The sequence below is a fragment of the Polaribacter gangjinensis genome (genome assembly GCF_038024125.1).
Lineage (GTDB): Bacteria > Bacteroidota > Bacteroidia > Flavobacteriales > Flavobacteriaceae > Polaribacter > Polaribacter gangjinensis.
In genome coordinates, this window is sequence record NZ_CP150662.1 from 790,981 (window position 1) to 811,803 (window position 20,823).

Here is a 20,823-nt window from a genome sequence, read left to right on the forward strand (position 1 = left end):
TTAATTTTTAATTTAATACAAACAATCATGAAAAAAAATTACACTTTACTAGGATTATTTTTTACACTATTCGCTTTTGCGCAAACTCCAACAATAGTTTGGAATTATGCCTTACCTGAAAAAATTGACAGAACAAATCCTGCAATTGCATCAGATGGAACCATTTATATTGCTTGCGATTACACCACGAGAAATACACTTACCTATGCCACAACACCAAGAAATATATTTGCCATAAATCCTAATGGAACTTTAAAATGGGAAGCACCTGTAAATGAAGGGACATTGCTTGATAAAGTTGATCAAATACAATCAAGTCCTTCTGTAAGTGCAGATGGTTCAATTTACATTGGTGGACATTTTAGCAGAAGAGTTTTCCGTTTTAATGCAGCAACTGGAGATACTTTACGAACAATGAACATTGGTTCTAGAATTCGTTATACAGCACCAGCCTTTGCAACAAATGGTGATGTTTATGTTTTAGGAAGAAATAATAATGACAGAGGAGTTCGAAATTTAAAAGCTGATTTGACAGCACAAAATTGGGTTTTTGCTGCTGGAATTGATTTTAATAGCACTCCTGCAATTGCCAAAGATGGAACCATTTATGCAGTAAGCACAAATTTAAGTATTTATGCAATTAATCCTGATGGAACTCAAAAATGGACTGCTGTATATGGAGAAACTGGAGGTTATGCTAGTTCTGCAATTGCTTTAGGAAATGATGGAACTGTGTATGTATCAGCAAAACTAAATACAGCAGGTGATGGAGTATTAAAAGCATACAATCCAGTAGATGGAACTGAAAAATGGTCAGTAACTTTAACAGGAACGAATGTTGAACAAGGAGGACCATCAGTAGCAGCAGATGGAACTGTATATTTAGGAAATACAGGAGGTATTTTGAATGCATATAATCCTGCAGATGGTTCAGTAAAATGGTCTTTTACTGCAAGTGGAGGAATTGAAGTAGTACCTGCAATTGACAATTTTGGCAGGATTTATTTTGGAACTACAACAGGAAATTTTTATGTGTTGAATAGTAATGGTACTGAAGCCTATGATATGTTAGACTTGGGAGATAAAATCAATTCTTCTGTTGGTATTGATAAAGATGGAAAAATTTATGTTGCAGCTACTGATGCAGGTGTAGGAAAATTGTATGCTTTAACAACCACTGCAACAGGATTGCAAGCTGGTGCATGGCCAATGTATGGTGGAAATGCAAGACATACATCAAATGCAAATGATGCTACATTATCTACTGTAAACATATCTGCTATTGATGATTTTAATGTGTATCCAAATCCTGTAAATAATGGAGGATTTTATATTTCAAGTAGTTTAAATGGTATGAAATCAATTGAAATTATAAATATGCTTGGTAAACAAGTATTTTCAAAAAATATTGAAAACAACGAACTAATTAGTACAAGTAATTTAAATGCTGGTATTTATATTTTAAGAGTAACTATTGATAATAAAGTAGCCACTACAAAATTGATTATCAAATAATTATACTATAATTCAACACTAAAACAGAAGCAATACATTGGTTTATTGCTTTTGTTTTTCTAAAATTTTTAACAAAATTCATATTTCTTTATGAAACCATTTTACCTTCTTTTTTTTAGTTTGTTTTTACTAAATGCAGGTTGTAAATCCAATCAACCTAAATTTTTATCTGAAAAAAAATCATCTATTCAAGAAAAAATAGACAACTTGAAAGATTCCAATAACAATCAAGTTATTGTTGTTTCCCACAGAGGAGATTGGCGAAATGCTCCTGAAAATTCTTTACAAGCAATACAAAATTGCATAGATATGGGAGTTGATATGGTTGAGATTGACATTATGGAAACTAAAGACGGTCATTTGGTTTTAATGCATGATAAGACTATTGATAGAACTACAAATGGTGTTGGATATGTAAAAGATTGGACTTTAGATTCTTTAAAAAAACTTTATCTTGTTGATGGATTAGGAATGGTTACTAAACATAAAATTCCTACTTTAAAAGAAGCTTTACTTGTTTCAAAAGACAAAATATTAGTAAATCTTGATAAAAGTTATCCCATTTTTGATAAATGTTATGAAATTATTTTAGAAACAGGAACACTACAACAAGTGGTTATCAAGGGTTCTAAAAAACTTTCGCAAGTAAAAGCAGAATTTGGTGAGTACCTAAATAAAGTACATTTTATGCCCATATTAAGTTTACCAAATAAAGAATCTGAAAAATTTGTAACTGAATATTTGAATTCTGAATATCCACCAATTGCATTTGAGTTTACTGTAAAAACAGATACTATCAAATTTCTAAAAGAGTTTAAAAAAATTAGAGAGAAAGGTGCAAGTATTTGGGTCAATGCTTTATGGCCACAACACAATGCTGGTCATGATGATGAAAGCGCAGTAAATGATATAAAAATATATGATTGGTTTATTAAAAATCATATTGATATTATTCAAACAGACAGACCTCAATTACTTCTTACATATTTAAGAAGTAGAGGATTGCATCAATAATTATTTTAGTGAGTATTAATTTGAGTTAATTTAACACTAAGGATGTGACAACATAGTTGCATCCTTTTTAATTTGAAAAAAATGATACAATATTTCAAAAAATCAATTCCAAGCGCAATTATTGGTTCTGAATCAGAACAGTTAAAATTATATAAATCACTAAAATGGCAAGTTTTTATCTCTGCAACTCTAGGTTATGGACTGTATTATGTGTGCAGATTGAGTTTAAATGTGGTTAAAAAACCTATTGTTGATGCCGGAATTTTAACAGAAACAGAATTAGGAATCATAGGCTCTACCCTATTTTTTGCATATGCAATTGGTAAGTTTACCAATGGTTTTTTAGCTGACCATAGCAATATTAAACGATTTATGGCAACAGGACTTTTAGTTTCTGCTTTGGCGAATTTAATCATGGGATTTACCAGTTCTTTTTTGTTTTTTGCTGTTTGTTGGGGAATTAATGGTTGGGTACAATCTATGGGTGCTCCAGCAAGTGTGGTTTCATTATCAAGATGGTATAAAGATGCTGAAAGAGGCAGTTTTTATGGTTTTTGGAGTACTAGTCATAATATTGGTGAAGCATTAACTTACATTTTAACGGCTGTTGTTGTTTCTTATTTTGGTTGGCAATGGGGTTTTAGAGCTGCAGCAATTGTGGGCTTATTGGGTGCTTTGATGATTTCAATCTTTTTTCACGACTCTCCAGAAAATAAAGGGTTACCTCCTGTTAATAAAGATTTTTCAAAAGTTAAAACTTCCACATTACAAGAACAAAAAGACGTTTTAAAAAATCCTTATGTTTGGATTTTGGCTTTGTCAAGTGCTTTTATGTACATTTCTAGATATGCTGTAAATAGTTGGGGGCCTTACTATTTTGAAACTGCAAAAGGATATTCACTCACACAAGCAAATAGTTTAGTGGCTATTAGTGCTGTTTGTGGAATTTTAGGAACAGCATCTTCAGGATTTGTTTCTGATAAATTTTTTAAAGGCAGAAGAAATAAACCTGCCCTATTTTTTGGATTACTAAATGTTCTGGCTCTTTGTCTTTTCTTGTTAGGTCCAAAAAATTTGTGGTGGCTAGATGCTTTTAGCATGGTTATCTTTGGTTTAGGAATTGGTGCCTTAATTTGCTATTTAGGTGGTTTAATGGCTGTTGATATTGTCTCTAAAAAAGCCTCTGGAGCTGCTTTGGGTATTGTTGGAATTATGAGTTATGCTGCTGCAGGAATTCAAGATATTGCTAGTGGTTATTTGATAGAAAATAACAAATCATCAGTTGATGGTATTGTCATTTACAATTTTGATACCATTTCTATTTTTTGGATTGGAGCAGCAATCACATCAGTTGTTTTAGCATTGTTTGTGTGGAAAAAAACATAAATTTTATCAACTTTTATGTTAATTACATCAATTTTTAAATAGTAATTTTGCAACTTAAAATCAACCTTTTGAAAAAACATATTTTAGGACTCCTTCTTTTTTGTACCTGTTTTTATAGTATAGCACAGGAAAACAATGACATCAAATTATCTGCATTACCTTATTACAGCTTTGGAAAAGGAGTTGGAATTACCTCTCCTGATAGTATTTTTCAATTAAATATCCGTTTTAGGATGCAAAACAGAGCTTCCTATATTGTTGATGAAGATACAGATCCTGCTTATGAAGCTGCCATCAGACGTTTGCGTTTGCGATTTGATGGTTATGTTGGTGATCCAAGATTTATTTATGTGATTCAATTATCTTTTTCTCCTAATGATGTTGGTGCTATTGAAGATGGTCAAAACTTAAATGTCATTAGAGATGCCATTGTTTTTTACAGACCAAACAAACATTGGAATATTGGTTTTGGACAAACCAAATTACCTGGAAATAGACAGCGTGTCAATTCTTCTGGGGCTTTGCAGCTAACAGATAGATCTATCAACAATGCCCGTTTTAACATTGATCGTGATTTCGGATTGCAAGTGTATTATTTAAATGAATCTAAAAATACATTTTCTTACAATATAAAAACAGCTATTAGTACTGGTGAAGGTAGAAACTGGACAAGAGAACCTGATAATGGTTTAGCTTATACAGGAAAATTAGAATTGTTTCCTCTTGGAGTTTTTAAAAATGACGGTACTTTATATGAAGGTGATATCAAGCGTGAATCAACTCCTAAAGTAATGCTTTCTGGTTCATTTCATTTCAATGAAAAAGCCAGAAGAACTCAAGGTACCTTAGGGAATAACCTTTTTGAAAGTCGCGATATGACTTCTATTTTATTGGATGCTATGTTTAAATACAAAGGATTATCTTTCCAAACTTCTTATATGGAACGTTCTGCTAAAGACCCTATAACCGTAAATCCAAATAACATTAATGAAACACAATTTGTCTTTGTAGGCAATGGTTTTGATACTCAATTGAGTTATATTTTTGATAATAATTATGAAGTTATAACACGATTTTCTCATCAAAAACCTTTTCAATCTATCGAAAATTTAACGCCAAAAAGCAATCAATATACACTCGGAATTACCAAATATATTTGGGAGCATGCTTTTAAAATTCAAGCTGAATTAACCAAAACCAATTTGAATTTCTTTAATAATACCAAACAAGAAAATTGGTATTTGCGTTTTCAAGTGGAAATTGGGATCTAATCATATTGAAAATCTTATATCAAAAAAACAATCGCTACAATTCCCTTATTTTTATTTCTGCCTACACAAAGCTATTTTGTACCTTTGTTGCCGATTAAAATAAACCATGAGATTACACAGAAACTTAACCTTCGCAGTTATTGATAGCATTCGTGATATTTTTAATGCAGGTGAATATGCAGACAAAGCTGTTGAAAAAGCCTTGCAAAGAGACAAACGTTGGGGCGCAAGAGATCGCAAATTTGTAGCTGAAACTATTTATGATATTGTTCGTTGGAATCGTTTGTATGCAGAAATTGCTGAAGTAAAAGTTCCTTATGAGCGTGATAATATTTGGCGATTATTTTCTGTTTGGTGTGTTTTAAGAGGGATTCCTTTGCCAGATTGGAATCAAATTGGTGATGTTCCCGTTAGAAGAATCAAAGGGAAATTTGACGAGCTGTCAAAAATCCGAAAATATCGTGAATCCATTCCTGATTGGATGGATGAATTGGGTGCACAAGAATTAGGTGAAGCACTTTGGACAAAAGAAATTGCAGCACTTAACAAACAAGCAGAGGTGGTTTTACGAACCAATACGTTGAACACCACCAAAGAAATGTTGCAACGAAAACTTAAGGTTGAAAATATTGAAACTGAGAGTATTACTGATTATCCAAATGCGTTAAAATTGGTTGAAAGAGCCAATGTTTTTACAACTGAATCATTTCACGAAGGTTTGTTTGAAGTGCAAGATGCTTCTTCGCAATTAGTTGCTGCTTATTTGGATGTTGAACCTGGAATGAAAGTAGTAGATGCGTGTGCTGGTGCAGGAGGAAAAACCTTGCATTTAGCTGCTTTGATGCAAAACAAAGGGCAAATCATTGCTATGGATATTTATGAAAGTAAGCTCAAAAAACTCAAAATTAGAGCTCGTAGAAACAAAGCTCACAATATTGATTTACGCGTGATTGACTCAACAAAAGTCATTAAAAAACTGCATGAAAAAGCAGATAGAGTTTTGATTGATGCACCTTGCTCAGGATTGGGAGTTTTGCGAAGAAATCCTGATTCTAAATGGAAATTACAACCTGAATTTATTAATGAAATCAAAAAAACACAGCAAGAAATTCTTCAAAATTATTCCAAAATGGTAAAACCTGGTGGAAAAATGGTGTATGCAACTTGCTCTATTTTACCTTCTGAAAATCGTCAACAAGTTGACCTTTTCTTAACATCCGAGGCTGGAAAATGTTTTACCTTTGTAAAGGATAGTAATATTTATGCACATCTTTCAGGTTTTGACGGATTTTACATGGCGCTACTAGAAAAAAAATAATGTTTTACATCATTTTTTGTAAAACAAATTGCTTAGAAAAAGAAAACGATTTTATTTGATAATTCAAACATTTATAAAATGAATATTCGTTTTACTTTTTTACTATTTATCGCATTTTCATTACAAATCCTCTCTCAACAAGCGTATTATAATGATGTGAATTTAAATCTTACAGGACTAACTTTAAAAGAGGAATTAGCCGTAAAAATCATCAATACACATACAAGAACCTTGTTTTATGACCAAATTTGGAATGCAAGTAAAGCTACTGATGTAAATCCAAGCAATCCTGCACAAGTTTTATTGATGTATGGTTGGGAAAATGGAACTGATAATGATGTTACAAATGACAGGTCTAGAGGAATTAATGCAAATGGTTCTGCTACAGGAACTTGGAATAGAGAACACGTATATTCTCGATCATTAGGAACTCCAAATTTAGGTGAATCTGGTCCTGGAGCAGACGCGCATCATTTAAGACCAACTGACGTTCAAAGAAATTCATCTCGCGGAAATAGAAAGTTTTCTAATGCAACAGGAAATTCAGGTGCAACTTCAGAAATTTATACTGATCCAATTGATGGGACAAATTCTGCAGGATGGTATCCTGGAGATGAATGGAAAGGTGATGTCGCAAGAATGGTTATGTACATGTATTTACGCTATGGAAATCGTTGTTTACCTTCTAATATTGGTCTTGGAAATAATGCGAATACTGGAGATGATATGATTGATTTGTTTTTAAAATGGAATGCTGAAGACCCTGTTTCTGATTTTGAAAGACAACGAAATACCTATCATGAAAATACCAATAATCCTGAAGCTCAAGGAAATAGAAATCCTTTCATTGATAATCCAAGATTGGCAACACGAATTTGGGGAGGACCTGAGGCTGAAGATACATGGGGAATTTATACAAGTTCAGATGTTGAAATTCCTTCTGTTCCAACAAATCTAACTGCAACTAATATCACTACTTTTTCTGTTGATTTGTCTTGGTCACCATCTACAGACAACGTTGCAGTAACCAGTTATGATGTTTTTGTGAACGGAAATCTGTATAAAAATACAACAACTACGCATTTAACTATAGATGGATTAAATTCTGATACTGAGTATAGTTTGAGTGTTTTGGCTAAAGACATTGCTAATAATAGTTCTGCTCAAAGTACAGCAATCAACATTAAAACATTGATTGATGATCAAGCTCCCACTACTCCAACCAATATTGTCATTAGCAATCAAACAACCACTTCTTTTGTAGTTACTTGGGATGCTTCAACGGATAATACTGCTGTAACTGCTTATGATATTTTTGTAAATACGGTTTTAAATGGTACAACTTCTGAAACAAGTTTTACTGTTTCAAATTTAACAGCTTCAACAACGTACAGCGTTCAAATTCGTGCCAAAGATGCGAAAAATAACATCTCTAACTTTTCTACTGCTGTTGATGCAACCACAGCTGATATCAATCAAGTTTCTAGTGAATTATTTTTCTCTGAATATGTTGAAGGTTCATCCAATAATAAAGCTTTGGAAATTGTAAATAATACAGATGCTGATATTGATTTGACAGGATTTAGTATCAAACGTCAAAAAGATGGTGGTGTTGATGGTGATGTTTGGGAAAATGAATTACAACTTTCTGGAACCATTTTAAAGAAAGATGTATATGTTATCATAAACGGAAGTGCAAGTCTTCAAAAATTAAAAGATGAAGCTGATTTTGTTCAGCCCAATGCAAGTGAAACTAATTTTGGCGCACCCATTAATTTCAATGGAAATGATCCTGTAGGATTGTTTAAAAACGGGGTTTTAGTAGATATTATAGGAACTTACAATGGTGGTAGTGCCAACTTTGCGATTAATAAAACGTTACGCAGAAAAAGTGGAGTTTCAAAACCAAATTCTACTTTCAATTTGGTGAATGAATGGGATGAATTTCCTCAAGATTCTGTTGATGATATAGGAACTCATAGTAGTATTTTAAATGTTCAATCTTTTGAAAAATCAGGTTTTATAGTTTATCCAAATCCAGTGACATCGAAACTATTTATCAAAAACACTTTTGAATATGAAATTTCAGAAATTTCAATTTTCAACGCTATTGGTATAAAGGTTTTTGAAAGTAACCAAACTTCAAAAGATTTAGATGTACAGTATTTATCAAAAGGAATTTATTTCATAAAAATTTCTACTGAAAAAGGTATCTTTGCAACGAAATTTGTGAAAGAATAATGTATAAAAAATTACTATCCCTACTCCTATTTTTAGTTTTTTTGGTTGGATATAGTCAACCACCAACTAATTATTATAATAGTGCTACAGGAACTGGTTATACTTTAAAAACTCAGTTAAAAAACATTATTAAAAATGGTCATATTGATCGTGGTTACAGTGCTTTGCTAGATGGTTACATCAATACCGATTCAGATATATTTTATGAAAATGACAATTCAGTTTTGGATATGTATTCTGAGAATCCAACTGGACAAGACCCTTACAATTTTCAACACAATCAACGAAATTGTGGAAATTACAATTCAGAAAACGACTGTTACAATAGAGAACATATTTTTCCTCAAGGATATTTTAATGAAGGTTTGCCTATGCGTTCTGATATTCATCATGTTGTACCAACAGATGGTTATGTGAATGGTAGAAGAAGTAATTTTCCTTTTGGTGAAGTTTCAAATGCAAGTTGGACATCAAATAACAATTCAAAATTAGGAACAAATACTTTTGACTCATTCAGAGGAACTGTTTTTGAGCCAATCAATGAATTTAAAGGAGATATTGCACGAATGTTGTTATATTTTGCAACACGTTATGAGGATGAAGTTTTAGACGGCACTTGGGATAATCACGATAGTTCTGAAAGCAATCCTTTGAATGGTACTAAAAACCAGTTTTATGAATCATGGTATATTCGTTTGTTATACAAATGGCACGCTCAAGACCCTGTAAATCAGCGTGAAATTACAAGAAATAACGAAGCTTATCAGTATCAAGGAAATAGAAATCCATTTATTGATCATCCTGAGTTTGTTGCTCAAATTTGGAGTAATGTACTTTCTACAAATAACTTTACCTTAATTGATGCTATTGAAATGTACCCAAATCCTGCAGACGGAAATACCTTATTTTTTAAATCAAAAAACACCATTTCTGTTCAAATAGTAAGTATTTTAGGAAAACAATTAATCAATCAAAAATTAGAAAATACTGCATCTCAAATCGATATTTCATCTTTGAAACCCGGAATTTATTTGGTGAAAATTTCTTCTAATGATGGAACTTCGACTAAAAAATTGATTAAAAAATAGCTTTTCTTAAATTTCTTTTTTACTGACTTACGAACACGTGTTCGTAATGTTGATATCTTTTCTTTGTAAATTATAATCTTGAAAACTAGCTTTATACATCAGAATTTATAAGCTTTTTCATGAAGAATTTATTCCGTTTTTTAGTTTTCTTTTTTACTTTTTCCCTTTTTTCACAGGTACATACAACTTATTTGTGGCATATGCAGCAACCTATTTATTGGCCTGAAAAAAGTGTATCAAATCCTTTTGAATATCAAAAAGTTTGGGAATCGAATTTTTTGAAAAATAATGGAGGAAATTTATATGCAAGTGGACTGCATCATCCTTTAAATAATTTAGAGGAAATTTTTGGAAAAGCAGACAGAGTAAATGCATATCAATGGGAAACTAAAAATGCAATAAATTCTATTAGACAACATATCAATGCTGGTGCGCAAGTAAATTATGGAGCTTGTTTGATTGAAAACATGAATTCTTTGGCCGAAAAAAATGCTTGGGGATATGTGCCAAATTGGCAAAACCACATCAAAGAAGCACAAAACTGGAAAACTTCTGGAGGATTTTCAAGAATGGAGATTACAGGTTTTTCTTGGCATCATGTGTTGAGTCCTTTAGTAAGTGATCGTGTTTTGAAAAAAGAAATTCAAGGTCATAAATACATCATTCAACAAAATTTTGATGGCAGTTATTCAAAAGGATTCTGGCCTGCAGAATGTTCATTTTCTGAGCGAATTATTCAAGTATTGGTTGAAGAAGGATTTGAGTGGTCTGTAATTGCCAATAGTCATTTAGCACGTACACTTAATGATTATCCAAATACAAATTTTGGAACTTCAGGAGTAAACACAAATCCACCAAATAAGGCAGATAAAGTATCAACAAATGGCATCAATTGGTGGAATGGTCAAATTGATGGAAGAGGAGGCACTTTTGCAGCTCCTTATTCTTATCAGGCTCACAAAGCCAAATATGTTAATCCAGAAACTGGTAATGAGTATAAAATTACAGTAGTTCCAATGGCTGATTTGTTAAGTTATAAAGATGGTTTTTCTGAGCAAAGTACCCAAGATATTGACACGCATATTGCACCTTTTTCAAATGCAAATCATCCTTCAATTATATTATTGGCTCATGATGGAGACAATGCTTGGGGAGGAGGAGCAAGTTATTATAAAGAAGCTGTAAAAAATTTCACGAATGCTGCTGCCAATAAAGGATATACTCCAAATACAATTCAACAATTTTTAAATGATAATCCTGTACCAGAAACCTCATTGGTTAAAGTTGAAGATGGTTCTTGGGTAAATGCTGATAATGACTGGGGAAGTCCACAATTTATCAATTGGTTATGGCCTCTTTACACATCTAATTTTGAATTTGATCCAAATGGTTGGACAGAAGATGCAAGAAATTGGGCTGTTTTAACAGCTGCCGAAAATTATGTAATCATGTCCGAAGATTTAGAAGGCATTTCATCCATTGAAAACATTGTTCGTCCAACATCCAACTCCAAAAAGTCAGCATTGGCTTGGAATGCACTTTTGCCAGGTTTTACAAGTGGTTATATGTATTATGGAAAATCAATTGATATGGAAATAAAACCAACAATCGCCTCAAATAATGCCATTTCATATGCCAAAGAAGTAATTGATGCAAATCCAAATACCGATACTACAAAACCATCTGTTTTTATTCCGCAAAGATATCCTTACAATCCTGGTGAGATTGGTTTTGGCCCCACTTATGGTTATAAACAACACTTAAATTCTGCCGATTTTACAGTTTGGACATTTGCTTATGACGTAAGTGGCATACAGTCTGCAATACTAAAATTTAGGGTTGACAAAGACGGAAAAAATCCGTTAGATAATAATGATAATGAAACTTATGCAGGAGGAGAAAGTGTAGAAAGTTGGCAAAATATTTCAATGACAGAAAAAGTATTTCCAAAAGGAAATATAACTAATGATGCAGAGATTAATTTCTTTGTGCTTCCAGAATCTATTGCGAATTTATACTATGCAAAAATTAAAGGACTTTCAGAAGTTTTAGTTGATTATTATGTTGAAATTACTGATACAAAAGGCAATATTACCAAGTCTAAAATTCAACATGTTTGGGTAGGAAAAAATTTAGATTTAGCACCAAAATTAACTTTCACTCCTGAGAGTAATTATTCTCAAAATGCAATTGAAGTAACCATTTCAGCTGAAGACGCTTTAGATGAAAACCCTAAAATTTATTACACTATTGATGGTTCTACTCCAACTTTAAACTCAACTTTTGCCTCAAAAACAGTGAGTATTTCAATTTCTGAAACTACTACAATTAAAGCTTTTGCGATTGATAGTGAAGGAAATCAATCAGATATTTCCACAAAAACATATACTATAGGTTCAATTCCAAATATCACAGTTTATTTTAAACCTCCTACTAATTGGTCTGTTACACCAAAAATTTATTGGTGGAATGCAGCTCCAACTGGAAGTTTATCAAATCAAACTTGGCCCGGAATTAATATGGAAGTTCATGATAATGAATGGTTTAAACATACTTTTTCAGGAGTTACATCCATCAATGTAATTTTCAATAATAGTTCAGGTGGAAGTGGAAATCAAACAGAAGATATTACAAACGTAACCCAGGATATTTGGTATCAATGGGGATCAGGAATTTTATCAACAAATGAAACAACTGCAAAAAAAGTAACTGTTTATCCAAATCCAGCAAGTAGTTTTTTAAGAATTGATAGCGATTTTGAAGTTGATTCTTATAAAATTTATGATGTGCTAGGAAAAATAATTCAAGAAGGACTCATTCAAAATCAACAAATTGATATCACAAACTTGACAAAAGGAATTTACTTTTTACAGTTTCAAAAAAATAATGTAGCACTTAAAACCGTAAAATTCATTAAATAAGAAAAGTTGTTTACAACATCGTGAATAACTCCTAAATTTCTTTAAAGTTATGTCTTAAAAATCTATTGAAAAAAAGTAAATTTGCACTTTATTTTTAATCAAATTAGCAACCCATGATTCATTTCTTTGGTGACCAAAAAACAACTGTATTTGCTGTTCAATCAACACAAGAATTTTCTACTGAAACTATTTCTAAATTAACTTGGTTATTTGGCAACCAACCCAAAATAAATGCGGCGTCTATTGACGCCTTTTTTGTTGGCCCAAGAGCAGCTATGATTACTCCTTGGAGTACAAATGCCGTTGAAATTACTCAAAATATGGGCATTTCAGACATCATCAGAATTGAAGAATTTTCAGCATGTACTGCTGATTTTTCAGGATACGATCCTATGATTTCTGAAAAATTTAAGGATTTGCATCAAGCAATTTTTACAATTGATATTCAGCCTGCAGCAATTTTAGAAATTGATGATATTGCTGCTTACAATACGCAAGAAGGCCTTTCTTTGAGCGATGAAGAAGTTACGTATTTAGAGAATGTTGCTAAAAAAATAGGAAGAAAACTAACTGATTCTGAAGTTTTTGGATTTAGTCAAGTAAACTCAGAACATTGTCGTCATAAAATTTTTAATGGAACTTTTGTGATTGATGGAGAAGAGCAACCTACTTCCCTATTCAAAATGATTAAGGAAACTTCTAAGAAAAATCCCAATGAAATTGTCTCTGCTTACAAAGACAATGTTGCGTTTATAAAAGGTCCTAAAGTGGCACAATTTGCGCCAAAAACTGCGGATAAACCTGATTATTATCAAACATCATTATTTGATTCCGTTATTTCTTTAAAAGCAGAAACGCACAATTTTCCAACTACAGTTGAGCCTTTTAATGGTGCTGCAACTGGTTCTGGAGGAGAAATCAGAGACAGATTGGCTGGAGGAAAAGGCTCAATTCCATTAGCAGGAACAGCTGTGTACATGACTTCATATTCACGTTTAGAAGATAATCGTCCTTGGGAACAAAAGTTCGAAGCCAGAAAATGGTTGTATCAAACTCCGTTAGACATTTTGATAAAAGCCTCTAATGGTGCATCTGATTTTGGAAATAAATTTGGACAACCGTTAATTACAGGTTCCGTTTTTACTTTTGAGCACGAAGAAAATCAAGCTTCAAGTACTGCAAAAGCACGTAAATTAGGTTTTGATAAAGTAATTATGCAAGCTGGAGGAATTGGTTACGGAAAAGCAGCTCAAGCCTTGAAAGAATCACCAAAAGTAGGAGATAAAATTGTTATTTTAGGTGGTGAAAATTATCGAATTGGAATGGGTGGTGCTGCTGTTTCATCAGCTGATACTGGTGAATTTGCATCAGGAATTGAACTAAATGCCGTACAACGTTCCAATCCAGAAATGCAAAAAAGGGCTGCAAATGCCATTCGTGGAATGGTAGAAAGTGATGAAAATTTTATTGTTTCTATTCACGATCATGGTGCAGGAGGACATTTGAATTGCTTATCAGAATTGGTTGAAAATTCAGGAGGTTTGATTGATTTGGATAAATTACCTGTTGGTGATCCAACGTTATCTGCAAAAGAAATTATTGGCAACGAATCTCAAGAAAGAATGGGATTGGTAATTGCTGATAAACATTTAGAAACGCTTCATAAAATTGCAGAAAGAGAACGTTCACCCATATATGATGTTGGTGAAGTTACAGGAAATGAACGTTTTACTTTTCAATCAAAATCAACAGGAATTAAACCTATGGATTTTGCTTTGGAAGATATGTTTGGTTCATCTCCCAAAACTGTTATGACCGACAAAACTGTGGTTAGAAATTATAAAAACCCGAGATATAAAACTAAAAATTTATACATTTATTTAGAGCAAGTACTTCAATTAGAAGCTGTTGCGTGTAAAGATTGGTTGACAAATAAAGTGGACAGATGTGTTGGCGGAAAAGTTGCCAAACAACAATGTGTGGGTTCTTTACAAATTCCGTTGAATAATGTGGGTGTAATGGCTTTGGATTATAACGGAAAAGAAGGAATTGCAACTTCAATTGGACACGCTCCAATTTCGGCATTGATTCATCCTGAAGCCGGAAGTAGAAATGCGATTACAGAAGCATTGACAAATATTATTTGGGCGCCATTAAAAAATGGTTTGCAATCAGTTTCTTTGTCTGCAAACTGGATGTGGCCTTGCAAAAACGAGGGTGAAGATGCACGTTTGTACAAAGCTGTAAAAGCTGTTTCTGAATTTGCTATTGATCTAAAAATCAATGTTCCAACAGGAAAAGATTCGCTATCTATGAAGCAAAAATATCCGAATGAAGAAGTAATTTCTCCTGGAACTGTAATTATTTCAGCAGCTGCAAATTGCAGTGAAATCAGCAAAGTTGTAGAACCTGTTTTGCAAATTGATGGTGGAAAAATTTATTATATCAACATTTCTCAAGATAATTTTAAATTAGGAGGAAGTTCTTTCAATCAGATTTTAAACACCATTGGAAATGAAACTCCGGATGTGAAAAATGCTACTTTTTTAAGTAATGCATTCAATACAATTCAAGAGTTTATCAAAGAGGATAAAATACAAAGTGGTCATGATATTGCTTCTGGTGGATTGATTACCACGTTGCTAGAAATGTGTTTTGCAGAAGTAAATTTAGGGGCTGATTTTGATCTTTCTGAATTGAATGAAATGGATTCTATAAAGCTATTATTTTCAGAAAATGCGGGAATTGTTTTTCAAGCAGATGAAACTATTGAAGCAATTTTAATCGAAAAAAACATTGAATTCTTTACCATTGGAACTTGTAATAATTCTGGAAAAATCAACATCAAAAACCAGGAAGACACCTTCACTTTTGATGTGACTGAAATGAGAGATATTTGGTACAAAACATCGTATTTATTCGATCAAAAACAAACTGCCAATAATTTAGCTGAAGCAAGATATCAAAATTATAAAAATCAACCATTAACCTATAAATTTCCTACTCATTTTACAGGTAAGTTAGAAGACGTCATTGCGAACGAAGTGAAGCAATCTCGTCCAAAAGCAGCCATCATCAGAGAAAAAGGTTCAAACTCTGAAAGAGAAATGGCAAATGCCATGTATTTAGCGGGTTTTGATGTGAAAGATGTCCACATGACCGATTTAATTTCAGGTCGTGAAACCTTGGAGGACATTCAGTTTATTGGTGCTGTTGGCGGATTTTCAAATTCGGATGTTTTAGGCTCTGCAAAAGGTTGGGCTGGCGCATTCAAATACAATGAAAAAGCAAATACTGCTTTGCAAAAATTCTTTCAAAGAGAAGATACCTTATCAGTTGGAATTTGCAATGGATGTCAGCTTTTTATGGAATTAGAACTCATCAATCCTGAGCATGCTGTGCATGGAAAAATGGTTCATAATGATTCTAAAAAACACGAAAGTTCCTTTACATCAGTGAAAATTCAAGAAAATAATTCAGTGATGTTATCCACATTAGCAGGATCAGAATTAGGTGTTTGGATTTCTCATGGAGAAGGAAAATTCCAGTTGCCAGAAGCTGAAGAAAATTATCATATTGTTGCAAAATATGGCTATGAAGGCTATCCAAACAACCCTAATGGATCTGATTTTAATACAGCTATGCTATGTGATAAAACTGGGCGTCATTTGGTAACTATGCCACATATTGAGCGTTCTACGTTTCAATGGAATTGGGCAAATTATCCAAAAGGAAGAAAAGACGAAGTTTCTCCTTGGTTAGAAGCCTTTGTAAATGCACGAATTTGGGTAGAAAAGCATCGTGAATAATGAAGTTCACAAAAGAAGAAAAAAAGTTTTGGCAAACGCATTATCATTTTGACAAACCTTCTCAGCTTCATGAAAATTGGCAACAAATTTGGTCTGTTGATGGCAATGAAGATGACGACTTTTTTTACTTTTTTACCAAAAGAGTGACTACAATTCAGGATGTGTATTTGAAAGATACTTTAATCACAGACAAAGCTGTGGAATATATGCTGCAATTTAAAGAGTTGAAAAGTCTCTTTTTAAGAAGACATCAAACCATCACAAAAGCATGCATTCCTTTTATCAACCAAATGCCTAAGTTGGAAAGTTTAAATGTTACAAAAACAAAAATTACACTTTCTGATTTGTGTGATTCTTTGGATACTCAATCTCTCAAAGAAGTTTTTTTAGATTCAGAAGAGGATGAAAAAAGCCTTCTTGAAAAAGGTTTTCTGTTGAAAGAACGAATGCCAAATTGTGCGATTTACGTAAATTGTTCTTCTTCTGATGATACTTTTGGAAGTAAAGTAAAACCAATTTTTTGATTAACTAAAACAACTTTTAAAGGTTTTTTCGATTTACAAATAAATTACTACATTGTCAATCTCAAATCTTGAACAATGTCAACATCCATTTCTCGTGTTTTTGATTTTGCTTATCAACAATTGCAAAATCATCCTTCTGAAAAATGTTTTAATTATAAACAAGATTCCATTTGGGAATCAATTTCTACTGAAAAGTATCTTTCAGATGCTCAAAAAGTAAGTAGTTCATTATTACATTTAGGCATCAAACCAACTGATAAAATTGCTGTAATTGCATCAAATAATCATCCTAATTGGCATATTTTAGACATTGGTATTTTACAAATTGGCGCACAAAATGTCCCTCTATACGCTACACTTTCCGAAAAAGATTATGCCTATATTTTAAATCATTCTGATGCGTTGTTTTGTTTTGTGACCGATAAAAATTTATATGAAAAAGTTACTTCAATTAAAGACAAAACATCCCTAAAAAGAGTTTTTTATTTGCAAGATTTTCAATCAGATGATGATTGGTCAACTTTTTTAGAAATAGGAATATCTCACAATTATACTGATGAAATTAACACAATAAAAAATAGCATTCAACCAAAGGATTTAGCTACAATTATTTATACTTCAGGAACAACTGGAACTCCAAAAGGTGTTATGCTGACACATGAAAATATTGTTTTTACAGTTTTAAAAACTGCACAAAGAATCGATTTAAATCACGGTAAAAAAAAGATTATCAGCTACTTGCCTATTTGTCATATTTTTGAAAGAGCTGCTTGCTATTACAATCAAATGATGGGTTTTGAAGTGTATTTTGCAGAAAGCTTAGAAACCATTGGTGAAACTATCAAAGAAGTAAAACCTCACTATTTGGCTGTTGTTCCTAGATTATTAGAAAAGATTTTTGACAAAATTGTCGATAAAGGAAGTCAATTGTCTGGAATCAAAAAAAGGTTATTCTTTTGGGCGATTGAAGTTGCTGAAAAATTTGAACCCTATCAAAAAAATGGTGCTTTTTATCATTTTCAATTGAGCATTGCTAAAAAACTAATTTTCTCTAAATGGCAAGAAGCTTTGGGAGGAAATTTACAATTTATGATTTCGGGAAGTGCGCCTTTACAAGAACGATTAATTAGAGTTTTTACAGCTGCTGGAATGACTATTTTTGAGGGTTATGGTTTGACAGAATCTTCACCTGCAGGAACTTTAAACGAACTAAAAAATAATGGTTTTAAGATTGGTACTGTTGGAAAACCACTAGAAAATGTTGAAGTAAAAATTGCAGAAGATGGCGAAATTTTAATCAAAGGAAAAAATGTCATGCTAGGCTATTACAAAAACCAAGATTTGACGAATGAAACCATCAGAAATGGATATTTGCATACAGGTGATATTGGTATTATTGATGCTGATGGATTTTTAAAAATTACCGATCGAAAAAAAGAAATTTTCAAAACTTCTGGAGGGAAATACATTGCTCCTGCAGCACTTGAAAGTGAGTTTAAACAATCACGTTTTATCGAACAAATTATGGTTATTGGTGAATCAGAAAAAATGCCTGCAGCTTTAATTCAACCAAATTTTGAGTTTGTAAAAGAATGGGCAAAACGCCATAATCACTCAATTATTGATGTGACTGCTGATCAAAATGTTCTTAAAAGAATTCAAAAAGAAATTGATTATTACAATCAAAAATTTGGAAAATGGGAACAAATCAAAAAGTTTGAAATTACGCCTGACGAATGGTCAATTGAGGCGGGTCATTTAACCCCTACTATGAAAATGAAACGAAAAGTAATTCAAGAAAAATATAAAAACTTAGTCCAAAAAATATATAATTCATAAAAATATTCACTTTAATTTTCTATTTGTAAAATCAAAGGAATTTCACTAATTTGGCGTTCTTCAAAATAAAACTTTATGCAATCAGGAATTAGTAGATTATTTGATTTCCCCTATTATCAACTTGAAAAATATCAATTACAAAAAGCATTTTCAACCAAATACAATGGAAAATGGGAATCAATTTCTTCTCAAGAATATGTTGATTTATCAAATAATATGAGTAGAGGTTTGTTGCAATTGGGTGTTAAACCAGGTGACAAAATAGCCATTATATCAACTAATAACAGAACAGAATGGAATATCTGTGATATTGCAGCTTTGCAATTAGGCGCTCAAACTGTACCAATTTACCCAACAATTAGTAAAGAAGATTATGAATACATAATCAATCATTCTGAATCTATTTATTGTTTTGTTTCTGATATTTCTGTTTTAGAAAAATTAAATCAAATTAAGCAAAATACACATCTAAAAGGTGTTTTTACTTTTGATGAGATTCAAGGAGAGAAAAGTTGGAAAGAAGTTTTGAATTTGGGAATAGATGAAAGCAATCAAGCTGAAGTTGAAAACATAAAAAATGTAGTAAAACCAAGCGATTTAGCAACAATTATTTATACTTCTGGAACTACAGGAAAACCAAAAGGCGTACTTTTAACACATGATAATATTGTAAAAAATGTAATGTATTCCAAAGACAGAGTTCCTTTAGAATATGGAAATTCAAGAGCATTGAGTTTTTTACCTGTGTGTCATATTTTCGAACGTATGATTTTGTATTTATATCAGTATTGTGGGGTTGATATTTATTTTGCTGAATCTATTGAAAAATTATCAGAAAATGCACAAGAGATAAAACCAAACGTTATGACTGCTGTGCCAAGATTGTATGAAAAAATCTATGATAAAATCGTCTTAAAAGGAAAAGACTTAACAGGAATTAAAAAGAAATTATTTTTCTGGGCTTTGGATTTAGGGTTAAAATACGAACCTTATGGAGCCAATGGTTGGTGGTATGAAAAACAACTAGGCATTGCAAGAAAACTTATTTTTTCTAAATGGCAAGCAGCTTTAGGAGGAGAATTAAAGTTGATGGTTTCTGGAAGTGCTGCTTTACAACCAAGATTAACTAGAGTTTTTGCGGCTGCAGGAATGCCAATTATGGAAGGTTATGGTTTAACAGAAACATCACCTGTTATTTCTGTAAATGATCAAAATAATGATGGTTTTAGAATTGGAACTGTTGGGAAAATTATTGATGGAATTGAAGTAAAAATTGCAGACAATGGCGAAATTTTAGTGAAAGGTCACAATGTAATGCAAGGGTATTACAAAGATCCCGAAAAAACTGCTGAAGTAATGAAAGACGGCTATTTTCATACGGGTGATAAAGGCGAATTCGACAAAGATGGTTTCCTAAAAATCACAGGAAGAACGAAAGAAATGTTTAAAACTTCTGGAGGTAAATATGTAGTGCCACCATTATTAGAAGGCGAGTTAAAACAATCTTTATTTATTGAACAAGTGATGGTTGTTGGCGAAGGTCAAAAAATGCCAGCTGCCATAATTCAACCTAATTTTGAATACCTAAAAGAATGGGCAAAATTGCATGAAATTACTTTTTCTACCAACAAAGATCTAATTGAAAATCCAAAAGTTTTGGAGCAAATTCAAAAAGCAATTGACAAATGCAATGAAAACTTTGGTCAATGGGAACAAATTAAACGTTTTGAATTGACTGCTAATGAATGGTCTATTGATGGTGGTGAATTAACTCCAACCATGAAAATGAGACGCGATGTAATTAAAGAAATTTACAAAGATTTATACAACAAAATATACAATAACTAAAATTGTAAAATTCAACAAACAAAGAGCGGCTACTAGTTTTATACAATTT

12 protein-coding genes are annotated in these 20,823 nt (G+C 32.2%); all 12 read left to right on the forward strand.

The genetic code is table 11. The features are described from left to right. Positions 1-27 precede the first annotated feature (27 nt). The 12 genes from WHA43_RS03535 (at position 28) to WHA43_RS03590 (ending at position 20,774) form a co-directional block, all read left to right on the forward strand. Positions 28-1,515: a PQQ-binding-like beta-propeller repeat protein gene (locus WHA43_RS03535; protein ID WP_105045762.1), complete on the forward strand. Its 1,488-nt coding sequence runs from the start codon at positions 28-30 to the stop codon at positions 1,513-1,515. A 90-nt stretch (positions 1,516-1,605) separates the two neighbouring features. Next, positions 1,606-2,529 (forward strand): glycerophosphodiester phosphodiesterase family protein, encoded by a 924-nt coding sequence (locus tag WHA43_RS03540; protein ID WP_105045763.1) that lies wholly within the window; start codon positions 1,606-1,608, stop codon positions 2,527-2,529. 81 nt (positions 2,530-2,610) lie between these two features. Beyond that, the gene (locus WHA43_RS03545; protein ID WP_105045764.1) at positions 2,611-3,915 is read left to right on the forward strand and encodes an MFS transporter; all 1,305 of its coding nucleotides are present in this window, start codon (positions 2,611-2,613) and stop codon (positions 3,913-3,915) included. A gap of 68 nt (positions 3,916-3,983) precedes the next feature. After that, positions 3,984-5,186 (forward strand): porin, encoded by a 1,203-nt coding sequence (locus WHA43_RS03550; RefSeq protein WP_226742807.1) that lies wholly within the window; start codon positions 3,984-3,986, stop codon positions 5,184-5,186. Positions 5,187-5,292: 106 nt separating this feature from the next. Further along, a complete protein-coding gene (locus tag WHA43_RS03555; RefSeq protein WP_105045765.1) occupies positions 5,293-6,504 on the forward strand; it encodes an RsmB/NOP family class I SAM-dependent RNA methyltransferase in 1,212 nt (403 codons plus the stop codon). 78 nt (positions 6,505-6,582) lie between these two features. Next, entirely contained in the window at positions 6,583-8,745 is a 2,163-nt protein-coding gene (locus WHA43_RS03560; RefSeq protein WP_105045766.1) for an endonuclease, read from the forward strand. Further along, positions 8,745-9,833, forward strand: a complete 1,089-nt coding sequence (locus tag WHA43_RS03565; protein ID WP_105045767.1) for an endonuclease — start codon at positions 8,745-8,747, stop codon at positions 9,831-9,833. Before WHA43_RS03560 ends, WHA43_RS03565 begins: the two co-directional genes overlap by 1 nt. Before the next feature lie 119 nt (positions 9,834-9,952). Then, complete coding sequence (locus tag WHA43_RS03570; protein ID WP_105045768.1) at positions 9,953-12,754, forward strand: starch-binding protein; 2,802 nt, start codon at positions 9,953-9,955, stop codon at positions 12,752-12,754. Between the two features lie 113 nt (positions 12,755-12,867). Then, positions 12,868-16,563, forward strand: a complete 3,696-nt coding sequence (gene purL, locus WHA43_RS03575; RefSeq protein ID WP_105045769.1) for a phosphoribosylformylglycinamidine synthase — start codon at positions 12,868-12,870, stop codon at positions 16,561-16,563. Beyond that, positions 16,563-17,087, forward strand: a complete 525-nt coding sequence (locus WHA43_RS03580) for a hypothetical protein (protein ID WP_105045770.1) — start codon at positions 16,563-16,565, stop codon at positions 17,085-17,087. The genes purL and WHA43_RS03580 overlap by 1 nt, the downstream gene beginning before the upstream one ends. Positions 17,088-17,162: 75 nt before the next feature. Further along, positions 17,163-18,926, forward strand: a complete 1,764-nt coding sequence (locus tag WHA43_RS03585) for an AMP-dependent synthetase/ligase (RefSeq protein ID WP_105045771.1) — start codon at positions 17,163-17,165, stop codon at positions 18,924-18,926. Positions 18,927-19,001: 75 nt separating this feature from the next. Then, positions 19,002-20,774 (forward strand): AMP-dependent synthetase/ligase, encoded by a 1,773-nt coding sequence (locus WHA43_RS03590; RefSeq protein ID WP_105045772.1) that lies wholly within the window; start codon positions 19,002-19,004, stop codon positions 20,772-20,774. The last annotated feature ends 49 nt before the right edge of the window (positions 20,775-20,823 follow it).

What these genes read in the sequence shown, in the direction of transcription:
- WHA43_RS03535 (WP_105045762.1), top strand. Translation starts at nt 28, where the DNA reads ATGAAAAAAAATTACACTTTACTAGGATTATTTTTTACACTATTCGCT.
- WHA43_RS03540 (WP_105045763.1), top strand. Translation starts at nt 1,606, where the DNA reads ATGAAACCATTTTACCTTCTTTTTTTTAGTTTGTTTTTACTAAATGCA.
- WHA43_RS03545 (WP_105045764.1), top strand. Translation starts at nt 2,611, where the DNA reads ATGATACAATATTTCAAAAAATCAATTCCAAGCGCAATTATTGGTTCT.
- WHA43_RS03555 (WP_105045765.1), top strand. Translation starts at nt 5,293, where the DNA reads ATGAGATTACACAGAAACTTAACCTTCGCAGTTATTGATAGCATTCGT.
- WHA43_RS03560 (WP_105045766.1), top strand. Translation starts at nt 6,583, where the DNA reads ATGAATATTCGTTTTACTTTTTTACTATTTATCGCATTTTCATTACAA.
- WHA43_RS03565 (WP_105045767.1), top strand. Translation starts at nt 8,745, where the DNA reads ATGTATAAAAAATTACTATCCCTACTCCTATTTTTAGTTTTTTTGGTT.
- WHA43_RS03570 (WP_105045768.1), top strand. Translation starts at nt 9,953, where the DNA reads ATGAAGAATTTATTCCGTTTTTTAGTTTTCTTTTTTACTTTTTCCCTT.
- purL (WP_105045769.1), top strand. Translation starts at nt 12,868, where the DNA reads ATGATTCATTTCTTTGGTGACCAAAAAACAACTGTATTTGCTGTTCAA.
- WHA43_RS03580 (WP_105045770.1), top strand. Translation starts at nt 16,563, where the DNA reads ATGAAGTTCACAAAAGAAGAAAAAAAGTTTTGGCAAACGCATTATCAT.
- WHA43_RS03585 (WP_105045771.1), top strand. Translation starts at nt 17,163, where the DNA reads ATGTCAACATCCATTTCTCGTGTTTTTGATTTTGCTTATCAACAATTG.
- WHA43_RS03590 (WP_105045772.1), top strand. Translation starts at nt 19,002, where the DNA reads ATGCAATCAGGAATTAGTAGATTATTTGATTTCCCCTATTATCAACTT.